The 21260-nt window shown below is 39.1% G+C and carries 21 protein-coding genes and 3 tRNA genes; 18 read left to right on the forward strand and 6 right to left on the reverse strand.

Annotated elements, in window-relative coordinates; genetic code table 11:
* Positions 1–27: 27 nt before the first annotated feature.
* The 14 genes from AB4153_RS02545 to AB4153_RS02610 all read left to right on the forward strand — a co-directional run bounded on the left by AB4153_RS02545 (position 28) and on the right by AB4153_RS02610 (position 13624).
* A complete protein-coding gene (locus tag AB4153_RS02545; protein WP_371996258.1) occupies positions 28–807 on the forward strand; it encodes a glucose 1-dehydrogenase in 780 nt (259 codons plus the stop codon).
* A gap of 78 nt (positions 808–885) precedes the next feature.
* A complete protein-coding gene (locus tag AB4153_RS02550) occupies positions 886–1893 on the forward strand; it encodes a hypothetical protein (protein WP_371996260.1) in 1008 nt (335 codons plus the stop codon).
* 235 nt (positions 1894–2128) lie between these two features.
* Positions 2129–2392, forward strand: coding sequence for a hypothetical protein (locus tag AB4153_RS02555; protein ID WP_102435586.1), 264 nt, complete (start codon positions 2129–2131; stop codon positions 2390–2392).
* Between the two features lie 443 nt (positions 2393–2835).
* Positions 2836–4260: an aldehyde dehydrogenase family protein gene (locus tag AB4153_RS02560; RefSeq protein ID WP_102527214.1), complete on the forward strand. Its 1425-nt coding sequence runs from the start codon at positions 2836–2838 to the stop codon at positions 4258–4260.
* Positions 4261–4338: 78 nt separating this feature from the next.
* A complete protein-coding gene (locus AB4153_RS02565; RefSeq protein ID WP_102527215.1) occupies positions 4339–5502 on the forward strand; it encodes a mandelate racemase/muconate lactonizing enzyme family protein in 1164 nt (387 codons plus the stop codon).
* 20 nt (positions 5503–5522) lie between these two features.
* Positions 5523–6545, forward strand: coding sequence for a 2-dehydro-3-deoxygalactonokinase (locus AB4153_RS02570; protein WP_102527216.1), 1023 nt, complete (start codon positions 5523–5525; stop codon positions 6543–6545).
* Complete coding sequence (locus AB4153_RS02575; RefSeq protein ID WP_102435578.1) at positions 6545–7180, forward strand: 2-dehydro-3-deoxy-6-phosphogalactonate aldolase; 636 nt, start codon at positions 6545–6547, stop codon at positions 7178–7180. The genes AB4153_RS02570 and AB4153_RS02575 overlap by 1 nt, the downstream gene beginning before the upstream one ends.
* A 310-nt stretch (positions 7181–7490) precedes the next feature.
* Positions 7491–8231 carry a FadR/GntR family transcriptional regulator gene (locus tag AB4153_RS02580; RefSeq protein ID WP_102527217.1) on the forward strand — a complete coding sequence of 247 codons (741 nt, stop codon included), beginning with the start codon at positions 7491–7493 and terminating at the stop codon, positions 8229–8231.
* Positions 8232–8301: 70 nt separating this feature from the next.
* Positions 8302–9033: a FadR/GntR family transcriptional regulator gene (locus tag AB4153_RS02585; protein WP_102527218.1), complete on the forward strand. Its 732-nt coding sequence runs from the start codon at positions 8302–8304 to the stop codon at positions 9031–9033.
* 407 nt (positions 9034–9440) lie between these two features.
* Positions 9441–10241 (forward strand): 2-keto-4-pentenoate hydratase, encoded by an 801-nt coding sequence (locus AB4153_RS02590; protein ID WP_371996262.1) that lies wholly within the window; start codon positions 9441–9443, stop codon positions 10239–10241.
* A 226-nt stretch (positions 10242–10467) separates the two neighbouring features.
* The gene (locus AB4153_RS02595) at positions 10468–11847 is read left to right on the forward strand and encodes a Na+/H+ antiporter NhaC family protein (protein ID WP_371996263.1); all 1380 of its coding nucleotides are present in this window, start codon (positions 10468–10470) and stop codon (positions 11845–11847) included.
* Positions 11848–11944: 97 nt separating this feature from the next.
* Complete coding sequence (locus AB4153_RS02600; protein ID WP_303517632.1) at positions 11945–12376, forward strand: NUDIX hydrolase; 432 nt, start codon at positions 11945–11947, stop codon at positions 12374–12376.
* A 127-nt stretch (positions 12377–12503) separates the two neighbouring features.
* Positions 12504–13124, forward strand: coding sequence for an FMN-binding negative transcriptional regulator (locus AB4153_RS02605; protein ID WP_371996265.1), 621 nt, complete (start codon positions 12504–12506; stop codon positions 13122–13124).
* Between the two features lie 26 nt (positions 13125–13150).
* A complete protein-coding gene (locus tag AB4153_RS02610; RefSeq protein WP_371996266.1) occupies positions 13151–13624 on the forward strand; it encodes a GNAT family N-acetyltransferase in 474 nt (157 codons plus the stop codon).
* A 77-nt stretch (positions 13625–13701) separates the two neighbouring features.
* On the opposite strand, the gene rrtA is transcribed toward AB4153_RS02610, so the two are convergent.
* A complete protein-coding gene (gene rrtA / locus AB4153_RS02615; protein ID WP_102527223.1) occupies positions 13702–14337 on the reverse strand; it encodes a rhombosortase in 636 nt (211 codons plus the stop codon).
* Between the two features lie 101 nt (positions 14338–14438).
* Positions 14439–15122: a 7-cyano-7-deazaguanine synthase QueC gene (gene queC, locus AB4153_RS02620; protein ID WP_229371814.1), complete on the reverse strand. Its 684-nt coding sequence runs from the start codon at positions 15120–15122 to the stop codon at positions 14439–14441.
* Between the two features lie 238 nt (positions 15123–15360).
* Between queC and queE the strand changes: the two genes are divergently transcribed.
* Complete coding sequence (gene queE, locus AB4153_RS02625) at positions 15361–16029, forward strand: 7-carboxy-7-deazaguanine synthase QueE (RefSeq protein ID WP_248956341.1); 669 nt, start codon at positions 15361–15363, stop codon at positions 16027–16029.
* 122 nt (positions 16030–16151) lie between these two features.
* Here queE and AB4153_RS02630 read toward each other — a convergent pair whose 3' ends face one another.
* From AB4153_RS02630 to AB4153_RS02645, 4 genes are all read right to left on the reverse strand, one after another.
* Positions 16152–17213, reverse strand: coding sequence for a PLP-dependent cysteine synthase family protein (locus AB4153_RS02630; RefSeq protein WP_303517618.1), 1062 nt, complete (start codon positions 17211–17213; stop codon positions 16152–16154).
* A gap of 222 nt (positions 17214–17435) precedes the next feature.
* Positions 17436–17520 (reverse strand) — tRNA-Tyr (locus AB4153_RS02635).
* An 80-nt stretch (positions 17521–17600) separates the two neighbouring features.
* A tRNA-Tyr gene (locus AB4153_RS02640) sits at positions 17601–17685 on the reverse strand.
* Positions 17686–17715: 30 nt separating this feature from the next.
* A tRNA-Tyr gene (locus tag AB4153_RS02645) sits at positions 17716–17800 on the reverse strand.
* 124 nt (positions 17801–17924) lie between these two features.
* Between AB4153_RS02645 and AB4153_RS02650 the strand changes: the two genes are divergently transcribed.
* The 3 genes from AB4153_RS02650 to AB4153_RS02660 all read left to right on the forward strand — a co-directional run bounded on the left by AB4153_RS02650 (position 17925) and on the right by AB4153_RS02660 (position 21258).
* Entirely contained in the window at positions 17925–18428 is a 504-nt protein-coding gene (locus AB4153_RS02650) for a VC2046/SO_2500 family protein (RefSeq protein WP_229368580.1), read from the forward strand.
* A gap of 132 nt (positions 18429–18560) precedes the next feature.
* Complete coding sequence (locus tag AB4153_RS02655; protein WP_102527228.1) at positions 18561–18848, forward strand: DUF406 family protein; 288 nt, start codon at positions 18561–18563, stop codon at positions 18846–18848.
* A 232-nt stretch (positions 18849–19080) separates the two neighbouring features.
* On the forward strand, positions 19081–21258 hold the full coding sequence (locus tag AB4153_RS02660; protein ID WP_229368697.1) for an EAL domain-containing protein: 2178 nt from the start codon (positions 19081–19083) through the stop codon (positions 21256–21258).
* Positions 21259–21260 lie beyond the last annotated feature (2 nt).

A 21260-nucleotide genomic window follows, 5' to 3' on the forward strand; every position in this document is an offset into this window, starting at 1 on the left:
TAACTAATTAAAAAAAAAGAGAATAATATGTCTGATCGTTTAATGGGTGAAGTAGCCATTATTACCGGTGGTGCTGACGGTATTGGCTGCACCATTGCTGAAGAATTTTGTCAGCAGGGGGCTAAAGTTTGCGTAGCAGATATGAACCAAACATTAGGTCAACAAGTGGTCGATAAACTGGTTGCTAAAGGTCATCAGGCTATTTTCGCATTTGTAGATATTGCAGATGAAGATTTGGTCAATGCAATGGTAGCAAAAACAGTTAAGGAGTTAGGTGAGCCTACAGTGTTAATTAATAATGCCGCCTTAATTAGTCCTGGTAACCAAATTGATGATGTGTCGGTCGATGCTTGGAAGAAATGTTTTTCAGTTAATGTCGATGGGATGTGGTATTGCAGCAAAGCTGTGTATCCATACATGAAACAAAATGGCCGCGGCAGTATTGTTAATATTGGTTCAGTGCACTCGTTTAAAATTGTACCCGGTTATTTCCCGTATGCGGTTACCAAGCATGCAGTCATAGGCCTGACACGTAATTTAGCTGTCGAATTTGCTGACAGTAACATTCGCGTGAATGCACTTTGCCCCGGGATGATTGAAACGCCAATGGCATTTAAATCTTGGGATGCAACTGACGATCCGCAGGGCTCTCGTCAAGCTATGGCAGAGGTGCATCCTTTAAAGCGTAACGGCACTACCAGTGAAATAGCAAAACCGGCTTTATTTTTAGCCAGTCAAGACTCAAGTTTTATGACAGGTCAAAGCCTTGTCGTCGATGGTGGTCGCTCAGTTATTTATCATGATTAAAAGCGCATTGTTTTGGGCGATTGTCGATGAGCGCTTTTTGATAGGCACATGCTGTACAGTGTTTAGCGTTAATCTGCAGTGTTAAAGTTAACTTATTCTAAAATTGATGGCTTTGAGGCAATCACAATAGCTAATAACCAAGTGTCTATGACTGTCATGCCTCAACTTGGGGGCAAAATCATTTCCCTTAAGTCCGTTACCATGCAGCATGAATGGCTACAACAAACGCCATACGGCCAGCTCAGCAAAGCTCAATATGGTGATTCGTTTGTTGATGGTAATGACATAGGTGGCTGGGATGAGTGTTTCCCAAGTATTAGCCAGGAAATCTATTCCCACCCTAACTACAGTCACGTCAAAATTCCCGATCATGGTGAGTTATGGTGTATGCCATGGCAAGTTAGCAAAGTCGCTGAAATTAATGGGTATGTAGCTGTGACTCTGCTTTGCACAAGTAAACAATTACCGTATACATTTGAGAGAACCATCAGTTTAAGTACTGAAAGTGATTATTTTACAATTGAGTATTGTGTAACTAATCACGGAGCCGATGATTTACCATTTGTCTGGTCTATGCACCCTATATTCGCAGCTAAAGAGGGGATGACTATTCAATTATCTGAATCTATCCACCAATTCAGGGCTGACAGTGGTTTTAAAGACTTTTTTAATTCCTCACAACGACACATAAACTGGCTTTATTTTGGTGAATCAACCGATAAAGTGGTTAGCCTTGCTGACGTAATGCCTGAATCTAGCCAATTTGCTAGTAAACTATTCAGTAATGAGTTAGTTCGGCAAATACCTGAAGATAGTAATCAACTGGTTGAAGTCGCGCTCTTTGAACCAGAGCGCAAGCAGATGTGTGGTTTTCGCTTTAATCGAGGTGAGATTTCACATTTTGGCTTATGGCTTAATTATTGTGGTTGGTCAGGCAGTGATTTAGCGCCCGCTTATGTCATTGGCTTAGAGCCTTGTTTAGGAAGTGCGGATTCATTAAAAGAGGCTGTTGAACGAGATTCTGTAGCAGTTCTTCTTGCAAACAGTTGTCGTAAATGGTCCATCGAGTGCTTTATTAAAGGGTAATTGTTCAGACCTATCTCTTTCGCTTTGTGTCGCAAGTTAAACATGAAAAGCAATCACTATTACGGAGACATTCATTAAGGTCATTTCTTTTTTACTATTTAACAGCACCTATATGCTAACGTTAACAATTTATCCTGCTATGGACCTTTCTTTCATAGTCTCATGCTTATTCTATTCTTAATTGATTGAATTTATGATAGTTTAAATCTTGTATTTAATTTGAAAAGGAACTTCAATGCTTATAATAGAACTGTTTGTAAAATCATTATTGTGGCTTTCAATCGCACTGTCTCCAACGTTATTATGTGCAGGTATTGGCGCAGTATTAAGCCTATATCTAACTGGAGAGTTAACAGGTGTGATATTACCTGTTTGCACAGCTATTGGTTTTATCTTAGGTAGTCACTGGGCCGAAACCGTTCGCAAAGGTGTTGGTTTGTCGGAGTATTTAGGTCGCTTAGTGATCAGTCAAAATGATGCCAAAGGTAAGTCCAAATAAATACTAATAGCATTACTATCTTTTCAAAAATATCATTCTATAGCCTAATTCGGCACCTTAATATAAACCGATAGCAAGACCTTATAGAAGCTTGTTATCGGCTAGCTAAAATATTGCCGCTTTTTAAATATTCCTTCCTAAGTTCTGCCAGTTATTTATCTTCGCCAGCAAAGTCGCAATCCTTAACATCCTACTTGTATCCTCAAAGGTAAATGTTTTGTTAACATTTTTGTAAACATTTAGGCTTTGTATATTGCACTCTTAAACATCATATGTTTAAATACTTATCATGTTATGCGATTTATTCTTTTATTGGTTAACTGCCTAGTCATTAGATGTGTTATCTGTGAGTAAAGAGGGTTTTACTCACCATGGCTTTATGATGTTTATGTAACAGGTTTTAACGAATAGCGTATTAGAAATATACAAATGGAGCTGTGCTAATGCTTATAAAACAACTATATATCGGTGGTGAGTTGGTTTCTAGTGGATTGACAACTGAAGTTATCAACCCTGCAACTCTAACCCCTGTTGGCAGTATTGCAGCAGCAGATATTGCCCAGGCTGAACAAGCATTAGCGGCTGCAAATAAAGCATTTCCAATTTGGTCTAAAACCTCGATTAAGCAAAGAACCGATTGGATGTACAAATTGCGTGATGCTGTGATTGAAAACGAACAACATCTTAGAGAGTGCATCCATCTTGAAATGGCAAAACCTTGGTCATCAACAAAAGATGATTACCAAATGTTGGTGGATAGCTTAAATTTTTACGCCGACGCTATGTTGAACCTTGAGCAAGAAACACTTGAAGATAAAGAGGGCACTCATACTCATGAACTTAGACGTGAGCCTGTGGGTGTGGCAGCAGCATTTTTAGCTTGGAATTTTCCACTACTAAACCTTGCCTACAAGATTGGCCCCGCAATGGCTGCGGGCTGTCCGATTGTCATTAAACCTTCAGTTAAAACTCCTTTATCTGCTTACGCCGTTGGTGAATTATGCGCAAAAATAGGCTTACCAGCTGGTGTGGTGAACATTATTTCTGGTCCGGATCATAAAGTGGGCGATGCAATTTCAGCATCAACTATCCCTTCAGTGTTAACTTTAATTGGTTCTACCAATGTCGGTAAACATGTTATCGCAACGGGCGCCACATCCATTAAACGCTACTCAATGGAATTAGGCGGTAATGCCCCTGCAATAGTCTTTGCTGATGCTGATTTAAACAATGCTGCAGACGTGATTTGTGGCGTGAAATTCGCGAACGCAGGTCAGATTTGTGTCACACCAAATCGGGTGCTTGTTGAACAATCCATTGCAGATGAGTTTATTGAAATGATTTTGACCCGTGCTCATTCTGTCAAAGTAGGTTTTGATAAAACAGCTGATATTGATATGGGACCTGTTATGGATGCTTCATCATGGCACCGAATCGATGCACTGGTACAAGATGCGATTGTTAAAGGTGCCACGTTACTAACGGGTGGCGGTAAGCCCGAAGGACATGAAACAGGCTATTTTTATAGCCCAACTGTCTTGTGTGGTGTCACTCCTGAGATGGATATTGCTAAAGAGGAAGTGTTTGGACCTGTTATCAGTATCATGACTTTCAGTAAAGATGATGAGGTTTTAGCTGAAGCTAATAACACTGAGGCAGGCCTGTCATCATTTATTTTCACGACTAATGAAGCCAGAGTTACGCGGTTTGCTGATGAGCTACGATTTGCAGAAGTACAAGTGAATGGCATTAAATATGCGATTAATTTGCCTCATTTTGGTATTAAGCAATCTGGAGTTGGAGTCGATTGTTCCTTGCTAGCGCTGGACGATTACCTTGCTTACAAACGAGTCTCTCGTGCCGTTTAGTTTTTAGCAATAGTTCTTTATTAGTTAGTTAGCAAAAGTCTCAGTATCGCTGATTCGGTATTACCAGGAAGTTATTCGATGAAAATTATTGAAATAAAAAGCCACGTATTGCAATACGATCTTGAAGAAGAATTAGGTTATTCGCAGCAATACTACGCCCAAAGAACGACCCATTTAGTTGAAGTCATTACTGATGTAGGTATTACAGGTTGGGGGGAATGTTTTGGCGGTGGCGGTATTGCTTTTGCCAATAAAACTATTGTTGAAAAAGTAATACAGCCGATGATTCTAGGCATGGATCCACTGGATAGGGAAGTAATTTGGCACAAGGTCTACAACCTGATGCGTGATCATGGCCAAAAGGGAATGCCTATCCAATCATTGTCGGGTGTAGATATCGCTTTGTGGGATATTGCAGGCAAGTTTCATGGGCAGCCGGTGTATAAACTACTTGGCGGGGCATTTAGAGAGCGTATTCCAGCCTACGGTTACGGCATGATGCTACAACGTTTTGATGACTTAGAAGCTCGATTTACCGATGAAAGTGCTCGTATTAAAGAAATGGGTTTTACTGCGACTAAGATGAAAATCGGTCTAAGTCCTGATAGGGACATTAAACTCGTAGAAGCTGTACGAAAAGGCATCGGTAACGATATGCGTCTAATGGTTGATGCGAATCATGCTTATACTGCTAGAGAAGCGATTCCATTGGGGCGTGAGCTACAAAATTTAGGTGTTCACTGGTTTGAAGAACCTGTCGCTCCTGAAGATAAGCAAGGTTATCGTGATTTATGTGAAGCGTTGGATATGACCATCGCAGGTGGCGAAGCTGAGTTTACCCGTTGGGGCTTTAGAGACTTAATTGAAAACCGTTGTGTAGACTTACTGCAACCTGAGGTGTGCGCACTTGGCGGCATTACTGAATACCAAAAAGTTTTAGCGATGGCTCATGCTCATTTTATCCCAGTGATTAATCATGTTTGGGGCTCAGCAATTGCCGTCGGTACAAATCTTCATTTACTAGCTGCATTACCTGATTTACCGGGGGCAGCGCATCCAGTACAACCCATGCTTGAATATGACACTACACCGAATCGTTTTCGTGAAGACTTACTTAAAGAGCCGCTTAATATCTTAAAGCAAGTAAAAGACAGTGGCGGCAGTGTTGCCTTACCTCAAGGTCCAGGGATTGGTGTTGAACCTGATCCTGACTTTATTAAACATTACGAAGTCATTAATTAACCTTTCTAGAGAATTCTCCCATGATAGATGCATCATCGCCTCAACCTGCACTTATAGCGGTTGATTGGGGTAGTAGTAACTTTAGATCCTTCTTATTGGATAAAAGTGGCCATATTTTGTCCGAAGTGACGTCACCACAAGGTATGTTGTGCCTTGAAAAAGCGCAATTTGAACCTGCTTTACTTGAACAAATTCAACCTTGGTTGAATGACATTAGTGCGCAGAAAAATGTTGTACCTGTATTAATGGCTGGCATGGTCGGCAGTGCACAAGGTTGGTGTGATGCAGGCTATGTCGAGTGTCCTGCTGATGCTAAACAAGCAGCAACTCAATTACAGGCAGTGAACAATCAAGCAGGGTTACAGTTACATATTGTTCCAGGTTTCAAATGCCAAACATCTAATTTACAACCAGATGTTATGCGCGGTGAAGAAGTGCAAGTGTTTGGCGCGGTGTCATTGATTGAACATGAGTTAGGCCTTTTAAATAACGCCCAGCTTGAAAAATTAGTGTTTTGCTTACCCGGCACTCACTCCAAATGGATAAGAATGGCGAAAAGCGACCATGGCCATACCTTGATAGATGATTTATCAACGCATATGACGGGTGAGATGTTCAACATCGTGCTTGAGCATAGCATTTTGGGTAAAGGTTTAGATAAAAGTGCTGAATCGCATATTGAAGAAATAGATATGGACGGTTTTTTACAAGGGGTGCATACAAGCCAGCGTGAAGGTGGCTTACTGCATCACCTTTTTAGTGCCAGAACACTGAGGCTAGAGCAGCGTTTAGCCGATGATGATGTGACTAGCTATCTTTCAGGTTTACTTATTGGATCAGAACTTTGTTCGGTTTTAGCCTCATCGCCAAACCTAGAACATATTTATCTCATTGGCAGCTCTCAACTAAACAACCTATATAGCGAAGCGTTAAAAGAGTTGGGGTATTTGTCGACTACAGTGAGCAGTGCTAAAGCATCAGCCCTTGGCATGTTGTCGATTGCTAAACAGGCGAATTTAATTATATCTAAGGAAGCAAGTTAATGGCTATTTCGTTAAAAGATGCATTAAATGAATTACCTTTAGTTGCCATCTTACGTGGTGTGACACCTGAAGAAGTTATCGCTATTGCAGATGTGCTAGTAGAACAAGGCTATAAAGTGATTGAGGTACCGCTCAACTCGCCACGACCTTACGAAAGCATTAAGTTATTAAGTGATAAGTACGGTGAAAATCTTGTGATCGGTGCCGGTACGGTGGTGTCCAAAGAGCAAGTTGATCAAGTCGAACTTGCTGGCGGTCGGATAATTATATCGCCTCATGCTGACGTTGAAATTATTAAGTACAGTAAAGCTAAGAATCTTTATTGTGTTCCAGGTTTTTTTAATCCTACTGAAGCTTATGCAGCCATTCATGCAGGTGCGGATTCTTTAAAGTTATTTCCTGCTGATACTCTTGGCCCCAAAGGGTTAAAAGCGATGTCAGTTGTATTGCCTGACATCCAAATTTTACCCGTAGGTGGCGTTTCACCAGACACTATGCAAGCATTTATTGATGCAGGTGCCAGTGGGTTTGGTTTAGGAAGCGGCTTATATAAAGCTGGAATGAGTGTTGAGCAAGTTAAGCATAACGCTATGGCATATGTCCAAGGTTATAAAAGTACCTTAACAGTTCACTAAGCCAAATCTTTAGAGTTCAATAATGCCGTAAACTGAGTTCAGTGAGTTGTATTAGTTCAGTCATTTCAGAGATGATTTTGAACTTGTCTGTTGTCGCTATATACAAATAGTGTTGTTTTGCTTTCCTTTATACTTATTCCTAGTAAGTATCTGTTGTAGCTTTAGCAGCCGAAAGGCTGCTATTTTTTTAGTTACTTCTGCTTATCACCCAAAGCATCAATTTATCTAATGTGAAGTCAATATATTATTAAGTCTCAATCATAGATTGTTTCAATTGACACCTTAAACATACTATGTTTATATTTAACCTATGAGTGAATTAATATATTACGATTTAAAATGCACCCAAGGAATGTCGCCTAGTCTTTCAGTACAAGTTGCTAAAGAACTCGGTCGTCGCATTGTTTCTGGTGCATTCGAAGCCCACAGTCTTATTGATGATGAAAATGCCTTGGCATCTCGTTATCAAGTCAGTCGTGTTGTCGTCCGTGATGCCGTTAAAATTCTAGTAAGCAAAGGTTTACTAGAAGTCAGACGCGGTATTGGTACACGTGTTCAGTCACGCGATAAATGGAACATGCTAGATGATGATATTTTAGCTTGGCATTTATCTGCACCGCCAAACCTTGTGTTTTTAAAACAGTTGATGGACGTTAGGTTAGCATTTGAGCCAAAAGCAGCAAGATGGGCTGCAGAACGTGCAACTGAAGAAAACCTCGCTGAAATCGAATCAGCGGTAGAACGTATGGCAAAAGCTGACGGTACAGCGGAAGACTTTATTATTGCCGACTCTTTGTTTCATAAATCGGTGATGAAAGCAGCTAACAATAGTTTTCTCGCTTCTATGGAAGGAGTGATATATTCAGCTTTATTGGTCAGTATTAAAGTCACCAATAAAGACCCTCGTGATAATGGCGCTTCTGTTCCTTTTCATCGTGAAGTCTTTGAAGCGATTGCAGCTAAAGATGGTGATAAAGCTGAAAAATTAACCGAGAAACTGTTAAATGATGCCAGTATTCGCCTTTCTTTAACTCAAAGTAACAATAATTAACAATTCACGGTTGTCTATTGTCCAAAAATCAGATAAATAGTATGTAGTTATCTTTTTGGAAAAATATTTAATGAGTGAATTAACATACTACGATTTAAGAAGAACGAACTCGATGTCACCGAGTTTGCCTGTTCAAGTAGCAAAAGAGTTAGGTCGTAGGATTGTTGCTGGCACGTTTGTGCCTGGTACGCTTATTGATGATGAAAATAAACTGGCTGAACGCTATCAAGTCAGTCGAGTTGTCGTTCGTGATGCGGTAAAAATTCTCGTTGGTAAAGGCTTATTAGATGTACGCCGAGGAATAGGTACTCGTGTTAAACCTAGAAATAACTGGGCTTTACTTGACGATGATGTTTTAGCTTGGCACCTTTCTGCACCACTTAATCCTGACTTTTTAACTCAATTGATGGAGTTTAGACTCGCATTTGAGCCTAAAGCTGCCAGTCTCGCAGCATTAAATGCCACGGATGAAGATATTCAAGCAATTACTGAAGCACTCGCTGAAATGGAAGCGTCTACAAGCGATGTGGATCGTTTTGTGATTGCAGATGCGCACTTTCACAGTGCTATTTTAAAAGCGTCTCATAATGAGTTATTCATTTCGATGGAGTGCGTGATTTTTTCAGCCTTGTTAGTCAGTATTCGGGTTACTAACCAAAATGATGCTGAAAACAAAACATCGATTCCATTTCACCAAGAAGTATTTGATGCAATTAAAGCTAAAGATGGTGCATTAGCACAATCATTAACAGAAACCTTATTAAGCGATGCTAAAGCTCGTTTGGTTGCATTAATGGCATAAACAGCAGTGTTGTAAAATGAGTCTTTAAAGCTTGAGTATTCAAAGAAACGGTTCAATCATTGATTGAGCCGTTTTTTATTTTGATGTTATTTATGATGAATAATGATCTTTGATACAGCTATTTGACTAGGTTATTTCGCTCCGCTAAGTCTATTCCTTATGTTTAGCCTCTATATCCATGCTATTTGTGTTTCTGTTTCAGTAACATTCTGAGTATCTAAATTAAGTCAGCTGATTTGCGATTTTAATAACTGTCCTTGAAAAAATTCACATTGCACAGTTAAACATCATATGTTTAACTTTATAGAACAGATTCCAACTATTAATCGCTATTTCATAGTTAAATAGTCAACGCACTATTTAAAATCAAAAGATGATTCAAGTTAACTATTACACAAGGATCCAGTGTGGCTCATTCTGACTCAAACAATCTTACAAACAAACTAACGGTTTCAGACAAACTAGTTGGGTATGCCAAACATTTATTAATGCAACGAGGTGCTGCTAAGCCTGTTGCTGAAACGTCACGGACTACTGCACCTGATTCGTTATCTGAAGCGCTAACAGTGCAGCAGATTATGGCTGAAATGCATCAACATCCTGTGGTTGGCTGGAAGTGCTTAACCCCACGTGACGATGGCAGTCTTATTGTGGCGCCGTTACTTGGTGAAAGTGTTGTTGAACAAACAATATGCCCAATAGCACCAGTGAACAATCAGGCTCTTATTGAGCCTGAAATTGCTTTTGTTTTAACTGAAGATTTACCCAGCGGTAAAGTATACTCAGAAGCGGAAATCGATAAGGCTGTTGGTGAAACTAGAATGGCTTTAGAGCTTATACAACCAAGGTTTACAAAGGACTATCCAGCTAATCACTTTGAACGCTTGGCAGATGGCTTAAGCAATCAGGGGCTATATTTGGGGCCTGAAATTGAAAAATCTTTAGCTTATAGTGCGTCTAATATTGCTTTGTCACTTCAACAAGGTGAACAACAACAAAATGTAGTGGGAGAGCACCCATGTGATTTGCCACAAAACCCTTTGTATTGGTTAGTAAATCATTTAAGTGAAAGAGGGATTAGTTTGCAAGCTGGCCAAGCAATCATTACTGGTTCGTATTATGGTGTGGTTAAAATGGCACTAGATGTACCTCTTAAACTCGAATACGGCGGTTTAGGGCGCTTTGATGTGACGTTTATTGCTCGTTAAATTCCACTTTTTAATTAGAATAAACCTATAACCTTGACTGTTTATTCAGTTACCTGCGATATGGTGACTGCTCATTCAGTCATGATGAATTATTCATAGTTGATTTCTTTGTCAAAAATTCTTATTTTATTTGCTGTTTATGTTTTATTTTTGTTGACTCCAAGACATAACGACATTATTTTGCATCTCCATTTTTCAAAATCAAATTTAAACAAGGAAAGACGTCATGACAGAGCCATCTGCGATCAGCTTGATCCCGCCTGTGGTTGTTTTGATATTAGCAATTTTATTAAGAAGGCCTATTCTCGCTTTGGTGATAGGTGCTGTTGTGGGTTTATTGATGCTTGAGCCAACAGAAGCATTAAATAACTTTTCAGAAATATCACTTAAAGTCATGGCAGATGAAACCATCGGCTGGCTTATTTTAGTGTGTGGTACTTTTGGTGCTTTGATTGCTTTATTGGTTAGAACAGGCGGTGCATTTGCCTTTGGTAAAAATGCACTGAAAGTCGCCAAAGGCCCTAAATCGTCTTTGATGATGACGTTTGTATTGGGTGTTGCCATATTCATTGATGATTATTTGAATGCGCTTACAGTGGGTGAAACCATGAAGCGAGTGACTGACAAGTTTCGAATTTCTCGTGAAATGCTAGCGTATGTTGTTGATTCAACTGCTGCGCCGATCTGTGTATTAGTGCCATTGTCAACTTGGGCGGTATTTTTTGGCGGCTTGTTGGTAGACAATGGCATTGCAGAAACGGGGCAAGCAATCAGTGTATATATGTCAGCGATACCTTATATGTTGTATGCCTGGGTTGCTGTCATCATGGTGCCGCTGGTTATTTTAGGTATTATTCCTTTAATTGGGCCGATGAAAAAAGCTGAGTTAAAAGCACGCCAAGGTATTGGGATCCCTGTCGATGAATCTGCGGATATCCAAACCAGTAATGATTACGCTGTTAAAGCGATGGAAGATGAATTTAAAACTGCTGATCACCAAGGGAAACTACATAATTTTCTAGTGCCGATAATCATGTTGGTAGGCTTCACTGTGTATTTTGACATTGATGTCTGGTTAGGTTTATTAGCAACAATGTTGATAACTATACCTTATTACGCAGTACAAAAGCTGATGCCATTTGCAGAGATGATGGAGCAAATGATTGATGGCTTTAAAAGTATGCTGCCTGCAATCGGCACCGTTATCGCAGCTTTTATTTTCAAAGATGTATGCGATCAATTATTGCTACCGCAATTTGTCATTGAAAGCTTAAGCCCATATATGACAGCGCAGCTGTTACCGGCTGTGGTATTTATTGCAATGGCAATACTCGCGTTTGCTACAGGTTCTAGTTGGGGAATATTTGCGGTATCTATACCGATTGTTATGCCATTAGCACAAGCTGTTAATGCTGATATTCCTTTGGTGATTGGCGCACTATTATCAGCTTCATCTTTTGGTAGCCAGGCTTGTTTTTATAGTGATTCGACTGTACTTGCGGCGCAAGGTGCAGGGTGTAACTTGGTGAGTCATGCTGTTACTCAGCTACCTTATACACTGATTGCAGCAGCAATTACCTTTATAGGTTTTATCATCATTGCATAATGTATTAGCAACGAATGTAAAAACAGAGACTAAAACCAGTGCTTGCACTGGTTTTTTTATATCGGCAAAGATTATAACGTCTCAAATGGAGTATTAAATGAACAAGATAGATTCAGCTAATCACGCTTTTACAGGGTGTAAATTAGCATTGATATTTGATGCTCAACTACTCGTATATCGAAGAGATAATATAGACAGCATCCCTTTTCCTAACTTATGGGATTTCCCTGGCGGCGGTAGAGAAGGAAATGAAACGCCTGAACAATGTGTGTTACGTGAATTGCATGAAGAATTTTCTATTGCATTACCTACTGAGAGGTTGATATACAAACAACAAGCCATTAATCAAACATCTGATGGTATTTCATTCTTCTTTGTTGCACAGGCGACACAGCTAGAGATTGAGTCGATTCACTTTGGAGATGAAGGTCAATATTGGCAATTAATGTCGATTGAAGAATATATGAATGACAAAGATGCCATTTTGCCATTACAACAGCGTTTAGCTTATTACTTAGAGACTAAATAACTTGAACTTAGTTAGGTAAGATTATTTATCCAAAGGATAAGTATTAAGATAAAGAGTTAACCTAAACAAGTAGCATAGGGAGTTTATATAAGCTTTTATATAAGCTTTTTTTATAGCAGGGAGCAATATGTATATACCTAAGAACTTACAAATGGAATCACTTGAACAGATCCATGACTTTATAGATGAATTTAGCTTTGCCATTTTAACCACTCAAGACTTAACTGCTTCACATCTCCCTTTATTATTAAAACGTGATGAAGGAGAACTAGGCACTTTATATGGTCATCTTGCTAAAGCGAATAGTCATTGGAAAGCGTTTGATACCAAAGCTATTTTAGCGGTGTTTTCTGGTCCTCATGGCTATATTTCTCCCACATGGTATGACAGTTATCCAGCGGTGCCGACCTGGAATTATGCTGCCGTACATGTAAAGGGGCATATAAGCCTAACAAGCAGCGAAGAGACCTTACAAATACTTTCAGACACGATTCAATATTATGAACCGTCATTAGCTGAAAGTGGCGGTTTTATTCCTGAGGAATATAAGCAAAAACTCGCTAAAGCCATCGTGGGTTTTAAAATTGAAATTACCCATGCTGAGGGAAAACTGAAACTAGGCCAGCATCGCTCAGAGGCTGATCAACAAGGTGTATTAAATGGCTTAGCAAAGTCGTCAAGGATGGATGATAAAGCCTTACTTGCTTATACAAAGAGCCTGATTGAACATTCTGTAAATAAAACCTAATGACTAATTGTGTAAGGCGTGATGGCATGGATAAAAGCGGCAGTGATAGAAAAGACCTCCAAGTGAAAGGGTTTAAAATTAGCACAGATAAAAATGATATTGATATCAATATCGTTCACGAATTTATCACTCACTCTTATTGGGCTAAAGATATACCGATGGCCGTGTTGCAAAAAGCGATAGAGCATTCAAGTTGTTTTAGTGTGTTAACTGAATCAAATCAACAAGTCGGTTTTGCAAGATTAATTACGGACCATGCAACTTTTGGTTATTTAGCAGATGTGTTTGTTGTTGATGAACACAGGGGCAAGGGATTAAGTAAATGGCTTATCGATACCATTATGAATCATGAACAGATTAAAGGTTTTCGTAGAATGATGTTAGCCACACGAGATGCACATGGCCTTTATGCCCAATTTGGTTATTTACCTATAGATAATCCAGAAATTCTAATGCAAGTGTGGCGGCCTAATGTATATCAAACATCACTCAAACGATGATCTTTTGCATCTACTTAATTTGTGGTTAAAGTATCAAACAAAAATGGGTGCAATTGCACCCATTTAATTTATTCGCTCTAACCTGAAACCAATTTCTGATGTTTGAAAAATCTGATAAGAGGCAACCAAACAAGACCACAAAGTAATCCGCTAAGTACACCAATGAAGTGTGACTCAGTGGCGACTCTTGCATTAATCAGTGAGCTAACACTTTCACTCGCGCCAAAGTACATTTCATAAGCCACTTTAAGACAGACTCCGACGAGTAATAAGTAGCCTGAAATATACCCTTTTCGGATGTCTAATAACGCGCCAAAGGTAAATAAGCCGTGCAGTAGACCACTTAAACCGACGTATCCTTTAAGTTCTGGATAAAAGAAGTACAAACCTAGGCCTTCAAGAATACATAAACTGAAAAACAATCCCATAAACTTGCTAGCATGACCTTTGTAGTGCATCTCATGTAAAAACAAAATGACCCAAAAACCAGCTAAGTTCATTAGCAAATGCCATAGGTTAGTATGGAGTAAGTTGCCAGTCGCAATCCGCCATAGTTCACCTGCAGCGATATTGTCGTAACGATAACTGAGTAAAGCATCAATGTTTATGTTTGCCATTGGTGTCATCGTTGAGACAAATAACACAGTGCAAATGACACTGATTACTAGTGCGAAATAGTAGGTTCCTGCACTGCTGTTGCGGCTTCTTGGCATAGTAAAATCCATTTAAATCGAGTCATAGTGTTAATTGTAGCTAAGAATAAACTTTAATCATTGGTAACGATTCTGATTAGAATTAAATAATTCGAATAACGTTATTGCTTAGACTCTAAAGACGCCATCACAGTTGATTTATTACTAAGATAATCATCCAACCCACGTTGACGTAACAAACACGCAGGGCAGTCTCCGCAGCCACTGCCTTTAATGCCGTTGTAACAAGTGAGCGTTTCTTCAGTTACTAATGATAACGAGTGGTACTTATCTGCCAGTGCCCAAGTCTCAGCTTTGTTTAGCCACATTAATGGCGTCACAATTTTAAGTGGCTTATCCATACCTAATGCCAGTGATTGTTGCATGGACTTAATAAATTCATCGCGACAATCTGGGTAACCCGAGAAATCGGTTTCACAAACGCCGGTGATAATGGCGTCGCAACCTAGCTGATACGCATAAATACCAGCAAGAGTTAAGAACAAAATATTTCTACCTGGGACAAACGTACTTGGTAGACCGTTTTCCATCAATTCATGTGAGACAGGAATTGAATCTCGAGTTAACGCTGAAATAGCGAGCTCGTTCAATAAGCTGACATCCATGACCTTGTGACTGGCGATATTAAGCTGTTTAGCTAATGATTGAGCTATTTCAATCTCTTGACGATGACGTTGACCATAGTCAAAGGTTATTGCATGAACTTCATCATATTCTGTCATTGCCTGTATTAGGCACGTTGTGGAATCTTGACCACCACTAAAAACAACGATTGCTTTTGACATAAAATCTCACTGTAAAACTCATATCGGCTTGTTATTAAACAAACTGAACCTCAGTTGTTTAAGAATGACTCGCTATGAGTTTGAAAAATACATTATCCCGCTATTTTATCTTATTGCAGCAAGCGATAGCAAAAACTTGCAGCTACATTGAAAATCATCTATAAATGCGCCCTCGAAACAAAACATACTCTCTATATAGCAGATGATTATCTGCACTTTTTAAAAGTAAGGCATTTACATGAATTATCCAGTAAACGAAGTGTTTGAAACAATCCAAGGCGAGGGAACGTTTACTGGCGTACCAGCGATTTTTGTTCGTCTACAAGGCTGTCCTGTAGGGTGTTCTTGGTGTGATACCAAGCAAACCTGGGAAGTGCTCGCTGAAAACAACGTCTCACAAGAACAAGTGATTCAAGTTGATGGCACTATCGGCCGCTGGTCAGAACATAATGCATCAAGCCTTATTAATGCCTTTAAAGCGAAAGGTTTTACCGCAAAGCATATTGTTCTAACGGGCGGTGAACCATGTTTATATGATTTATCAGCATTAACCAATGAATTGATTGACGCAGGTTACGATATACAAATTGAAACCAGTGGCACATTTGATGTGGTTTGTCATAAAGACGTTTGGGTTACCGTATCGCCAAAAGTGAACATGAAGGGTGGGTATGCCGTACTTGATCAAGCATTAATGCGTGCAAATGAAATAAAACATCCTATAGCAACTCAAAAACATATCGATGAATTGGATGAATTGTTAAACCCAATAGATACCACAGGTAAAACCATTTGTTTACAACCAATCAGTCAAAAGCCAAGAGCGACTGAACTTGCGATGAAAACCTGTATTGCACGTAACTGGCGATTATCAATCCAAACACATAAGTATTTAGATATTGATTAATAAGTTGTACAAGAGAACTTCACGTTAAGTTACTCAGCATTCTGATTATAAAAAAACCGCTATTAAGCGGTTTTTTTATGCAAACTAATCAGTCATTAAATACGCTATTTGAGTAAGCGAGACTATTTAAGTGAACCAGACGTATTAAACTTTTCTAACAATGCATCATACTGCGCTGTTGAGCCGATATTGTTATCAATCCATTGTGCATTGTAATAAGTATCAAGATAACGTTCACCTGAATCACATAAAAGCGTCACTAGCGAACCCGTTTGGCCTGCTTGTTTCATTGCGCAGGCAAGTTCCAGCACACCGTATAAATTAGTTCCTGTAGAGGGACCGACTTTTCTTCCAATCAACTTGGCAAGCCAATTCATGGTTGCAAGAGAAGCAGCGTCTGGGATTTTTTTCATGTCATCTACAACACCTGCAATAAATGAAGGCTCAACTCTTGGTCGACCAATACCCTCAATTTTACTGCCATTTTCACAGGTGATTAATTGATCGCCTTGATGATAGTAGTCGTAAAAGACCGAGTTTTCTGGGTCAACAACACATAACTTGGTCGATAATTGCTGATAGTTCAAATAACGGCCTATGGTAGCGGATGTGCCACCAGTGCCTGGACTCATCACAATCCATTCAGGTATTGGATAGGGCTCTTTTTGCATTTGATTAAATATAGAATCAGCGATGTTGTTATTACCACGCCAATCGGTCGCACGTTCAGCATAAGTAAATTGATCCATATAGTGACCATTTAATTCCTCTGCTAAACGTTGCGATTCTGCATATATTTTACTGCTATGATCAACAAAGTGGCATTGGCCGCCATAAAATTCGATTTGCTCAATTTTGGTTTTTGCGGTCGATGAAGGCATGACGGCAATAAAAGGTAGACCTAATAAACGTGAAAAATATGCTTCTGATACGGCAGTGCTGCCTGATGATGACTCAATGATACTGGTGTGTTCGTTTACCCAACCGTTGGATATGGCATATAAGAACAATGAACGAGCTAATCGGTGTTTGAGACTGCCAGTTGGGTGAGTGCTTTCATCTTTAAGGTAAATATCGATGCCATCAAGTTGCGGAAGGTCTAATTTGATTAAGTGCGTGTCAGCGCTTCTCTGAAAGTCCGCTTCGATTTTGGCGATTGCCTGTTTAACCCATTGTTTAGACATAATGGAACCTTTAAAAGAAAAGAGATCAATATCATAGTCTTATTTATATTTTGCTTAAAGGATGTTTTAGCCGATGAAAGGTAAAAATCATTAATTTACAGTTAGGTAATAGAAGGCGTTCTGATTAATGTGAGCAAGATCAAAAAATATCAGTTTAAAAACGAGACAAACTTAATCAAGAAATAAAGAATAAAATGAGATTTCATTTTAAAGCATAAGAAGTGGTGGAGGGAGAAGGATTCGAACCTTCGAAGGCTGAGCCGTCAGATTTACAGTCTGATCCCTTTGGCCACTCGGGAACCCCTCCACATTTTCTTACTTGTCTTACTTTTTATGCAAAATTGTTGGCCACAACAATTTATTTTTAATAATAACCATACCGATAAATGGTGGAGGGAGAAGGATTCGAACCTTCGAAGGCTGAGCCGTCAGATTTACAGTCTGATCCCTTTGGCCACTCGGGAACCCCTCCACGAAACGGTATATTTATCATTGGTGCAAATGGTGGAGGGAGAAGGATTCGAACCTTCGAAGGCTGAGCCGTCAGATTTACAGTCTGATCCCTTTGGCCACTCGGGAACCCCTCCTCAATTGCGGCGAGAATAATAGTCACGAATTAAATATAAGTAAAGCCAAAATCGAAAATAACTCTCAAGTATTTGTTCAAGTGGTCGATAAAATAACAATCGCAGTAATTAATGATGTTTTTATATGCAAATTGAGTTTCCTTTAGTCAATGAACTACAACTGGGCAATCGTTTAAATGATGCGATTGAACATGATCGTCGTGGTGAATTTGGCCTTCTTTTATCTATGTTGTCTGTTGATGCTCGTGACATGTCACAATTTCAACTTGATAAAGAACTCAATGTCGATGAAAAACTATACAAAACTTTTCAGTTACCTCAAGCTCAACAACTCGTATGTGATTTATCACAACAGCAAGCTATAGATCACGCCACTGATTTTCAACGCGGCGGGGTATCGCAATTTCATTTACAACAAGCTTTAAAACCCGAAGCATTAGTGACTCGCGGGCAATATGAGGATGAAATGCAAATCGTTTTGGCTAATTGCGATGAGCTTACTAAATTAAAACACCAACAATCAGTTCCAGAAATTACAGAAATAAATCAAATTCATTTCTTAGATCAATTAGCCACTCAGCGTAAAATAAGTGAGACTTTAGCAAACCAGCTTTATGCAGTTGCTTGATTTTTAAACTGTAATGATTGTTGTTGTCACATTTGTTGAATATTATGTTCTGCTAATTGTGTGAACTAGCTAGATAATAAATGACAGTTTTTACGTTATGCTGACGCTTTATAGCAGTGAAAGGCGATTAATATGATTAAAACGATTACTAAGCAAGACGTTCAAGTTAGTGATAGCTGTAATGATTGTGGTTCATTTGTTGATATCGGTACTGTGATCGATGAACAAGATACGCAGTTGATTTTGCAAGTTGAAGGCGAAACAGCCTTAGCGGATGCTCAGGCGATTATTGAAAAAGCAGAAACACGATTTGACTCTGTTAACACTCGTTTTGATGAAACCGACAATCACATAACGGTGTTTATTGAGTTTGAATTTACAGCTGAAAAAATGATTTTTCAGTTAGAAAACAGTCTGTAAAAGCGAAAACTCTTGGTTACAATCTAAATTTAAGGGTTACATCTTGCAATTTTATGTCGTAAGTGTAACCTTCGTAACACTAATACTTTTGGGATAGACCTTTTGTTTATTCCTATATACAGGTTTTTTTCTGTATAACACTTATGGGTATGATAATTACCCTGATTTTAAATGGATAAAGACCTCCTAAGAATGAGGTCAACCCGATTGCTATGCTGTCTTTTTGGGAATAATAATGAAGCAAACTGAGCAACACTTATTAGAGTTAATTGTAAACTCTGTGGCTAAAGAAAAGGGGGACTTCACCGGAACCTCTGAATTAGTCTGTAAATTGCTGTTGAAGCATTTTAATGCCACTTGTGTGTCTGTTATTTCTCTACGAAATAAAGCACTTGAGCAAAAAGTTGTTGCCTGCCTTTCCCCAGTAGTCGCTATTAGTGATGCGATTAAGCAATTACGTCATGATAATTTTGCCTCTGAATCATATTTTGAAGAAATCCGCCGTTATAGACACATTGCTAGTAGCATTTCAGCAACTGATAAGCGTTTAAGCTGTTTTTCTGACTATTATAAACAAACTGGAATTGAATCTAATCTTGATGTGGCCATCCGAATAAATGGCCATATCGAAGGTCTACTTTGTATTGAGTTTGATCACCAAGTTGAATTATCCATACCAAACATAGAATTTGCATGTCAATTTGCAGATCAATTAGCACTGACCCTCGCAACGCGTTATGCCTATGACAATAATGAACGACTAACTTTGTTTCATAGTGCGACAGAACAAGCTAAGCATGTACTGATGTTAATCAATCTGAAAACTCAGATCATTGAGTACGTCAATCCTGCTCATGAAAAGATGACAGGGCTTGCTCGCGAAATTGTTCAAGATAACGAGTTAATTACTTTAGATTTTTTCCGTGGTAAACGTGAACTTGCCAATGAACTCACTGAAAAATTAATTGCTGGTGAAACGATTCAAGGTGAAGCAGAGCTGGAGAGAGTCGATAACACTAAATACTGGGTACAGTATCAAGCCAACCGCTTTGTAACAGAGCAAGGTAATTATTATGCCTTGGTTTCTTGTATTAATGTTTCTGAGCAGCGTCGACATAAAGACGAATTAGAAAACCTTGCTTGGAATTGTACTTTAACAGGCTTGCATAATCGGCTGCATTTCACCCAGCAACTTGACCGAGCTTCAAACGGTATACTGTTTCTAATCGATTTGATGGGCTTCAAACGTTTTAATGACACCAGTGGTCATGAGCAAGGTGATGCACTGTTAACTGAAGTTGCACGTAGATTAAAACACTTCGCACTAAGTAATAATGCCATTGATGTTGCACGTGTAGGCAGTGATGAGTTTGCCGTTTTGTTACCTGATCTTGAATCAACAGAAATTCTTGAAGAAGTTGTTTTTAAGCTTTATCAAAAGCTAGCTGTTCCTTCTGTTATCGGTCGCGAAAAAGTTGATCCTAAAGCAGCCATCGCGGTTGTGGATGTCGCTGCTGTTGCATCACAATTCTCACCTTTATCTTGTGCTGATATTGCACTGCAATATGCCAAGAAGAAAGCCATGTTGAATTTTCAGATATTCAATGATGATTTATTAGCCACGTTTAAAAATAATGCTGATATAGAAAGAGATTTAATGTCTGCTATCCGTGGTAGGCAATTTGAACTCTATTATCAGCCGTTAATGGATTTAAAAAACCACAAGTATATTGGTGCTGAGGCGTTAATACGCTGGCATCACCCTAAAAAGGGCATACTTTATCCTGGTGCGTTCATTGAAATAGCAGAACAATCAGGAATGATTAATGCTATCGGTGACTGGGTACTCGAAGCGGCTTGTAAACAGCTTAATTTATGGCAGCGTAAAGATGTCGACATAGTGATGCATGTTAACGTTGCAGCAAGACAGTTCTTCAGTGGCAATTTATTCGAGCAAGTTTGGAATTTAGTCACTCGTTATAGAATAAAACCACAGAGTTTGATTCTAGAAATAACAGAAACTGAATTAATGGGTGATATTCGACATGCCACTCGTTTGTGTCAAGAATTAGCTGACTTGGGTGTAGGCTTAGCCATTGACGACTTTGGTACGGGCTATAGCTCTATGCGTTATCTAAAGCAATTTCCTATTACTAAGTTAAAAATAGATCGTTCATTTATATCAGATTTAACCACTAGCCATGAAAGCCGAGAGATAGTTAGCGCAATTATCGCAATGGCCAAAGCCTTGAACATATCATTGACAGCGGAAGGGGTTGAAACTAAAGAGCAGGAAATATTCCTCGAAGATAGTAGTTGCCATCATGCACAAGGGTATTTATACAGTCCCGCTATAAGAGAAAACGAATTTTCAAAGTTCATTTTTGAGCAAAATACAGCGGTACATTAAGC

Origin of the sequence: Shewanella sp. 10N.286.52.E4 (assembly GCF_041468785.1) — a bacterium.
GTDB classification, from domain to species: domain Bacteria; phylum Pseudomonadota; class Gammaproteobacteria; order Enterobacterales; family Shewanellaceae; genus Shewanella; species Shewanella electrodiphila.

Bases quoted from the DNA above. Each gene is read 5' to 3' on its own strand.
- AB4153_RS02545 (WP_371996258.1), top strand. From the start codon at position 28: ATGTCTGATCGTTTAATGGGTGAAGTAGCCATTATTACCGGTGGTGCT.
- AB4153_RS02555 (WP_102435586.1), top strand. From the start codon at position 2,129: ATGCTTATAATAGAACTGTTTGTAAAATCATTATTGTGGCTTTCAATC.
- AB4153_RS02560 (WP_102527214.1), top strand. From the start codon at position 2,836: ATGCTTATAAAACAACTATATATCGGTGGTGAGTTGGTTTCTAGTGGA.
- AB4153_RS02565 (WP_102527215.1), top strand. From the start codon at position 4,339: ATGAAAATTATTGAAATAAAAAGCCACGTATTGCAATACGATCTTGAA.
- AB4153_RS02570 (WP_102527216.1), top strand. From the start codon at position 5,523: ATGATAGATGCATCATCGCCTCAACCTGCACTTATAGCGGTTGATTGG.
- AB4153_RS02575 (WP_102435578.1), top strand. From the start codon at position 6,545: ATGGCTATTTCGTTAAAAGATGCATTAAATGAATTACCTTTAGTTGCC.
- AB4153_RS02580 (WP_102527217.1), top strand. From the start codon at position 7,491: ATGAGTGAATTAATATATTACGATTTAAAATGCACCCAAGGAATGTCG.
- AB4153_RS02585 (WP_102527218.1), top strand. From the start codon at position 8,302: ATGAGTGAATTAACATACTACGATTTAAGAAGAACGAACTCGATGTCA.
- AB4153_RS02595 (WP_371996263.1), top strand. From the start codon at position 10,468: ATGACAGAGCCATCTGCGATCAGCTTGATCCCGCCTGTGGTTGTTTTG.
- AB4153_RS02600 (WP_303517632.1), top strand. From the start codon at position 11,945: ATGAACAAGATAGATTCAGCTAATCACGCTTTTACAGGGTGTAAATTA.
- AB4153_RS02605 (WP_371996265.1), top strand. From the start codon at position 12,504: ATGTATATACCTAAGAACTTACAAATGGAATCACTTGAACAGATCCAT.
- AB4153_RS02610 (WP_371996266.1), top strand. From the start codon at position 13,151: ATGGATAAAAGCGGCAGTGATAGAAAAGACCTCCAAGTGAAAGGGTTT.
- rrtA (WP_102527223.1), bottom strand. From the start codon at position 14,337: ATGCCAAGAAGCCGCAACAGCAGTGCAGGAACCTACTATTTCGCACTA.
- queC (WP_229371814.1), bottom strand. From the start codon at position 15,122: ATGTCAAAAGCAATCGTTGTTTTTAGTGGTGGTCAAGATTCCACAACG.
- queE (WP_248956341.1), top strand. From the start codon at position 15,361: ATGAATTATCCAGTAAACGAAGTGTTTGAAACAATCCAAGGCGAGGGA.
- AB4153_RS02630 (WP_303517618.1), bottom strand. From the start codon at position 17,213: ATGTCTAAACAATGGGTTAAACAGGCAATCGCCAAAATCGAAGCGGAC.
- AB4153_RS02650 (WP_229368580.1), top strand. From the start codon at position 17,925: ATGCAAATTGAGTTTCCTTTAGTCAATGAACTACAACTGGGCAATCGT.
- AB4153_RS02655 (WP_102527228.1), top strand. From the start codon at position 18,561: ATGATTAAAACGATTACTAAGCAAGACGTTCAAGTTAGTGATAGCTGT.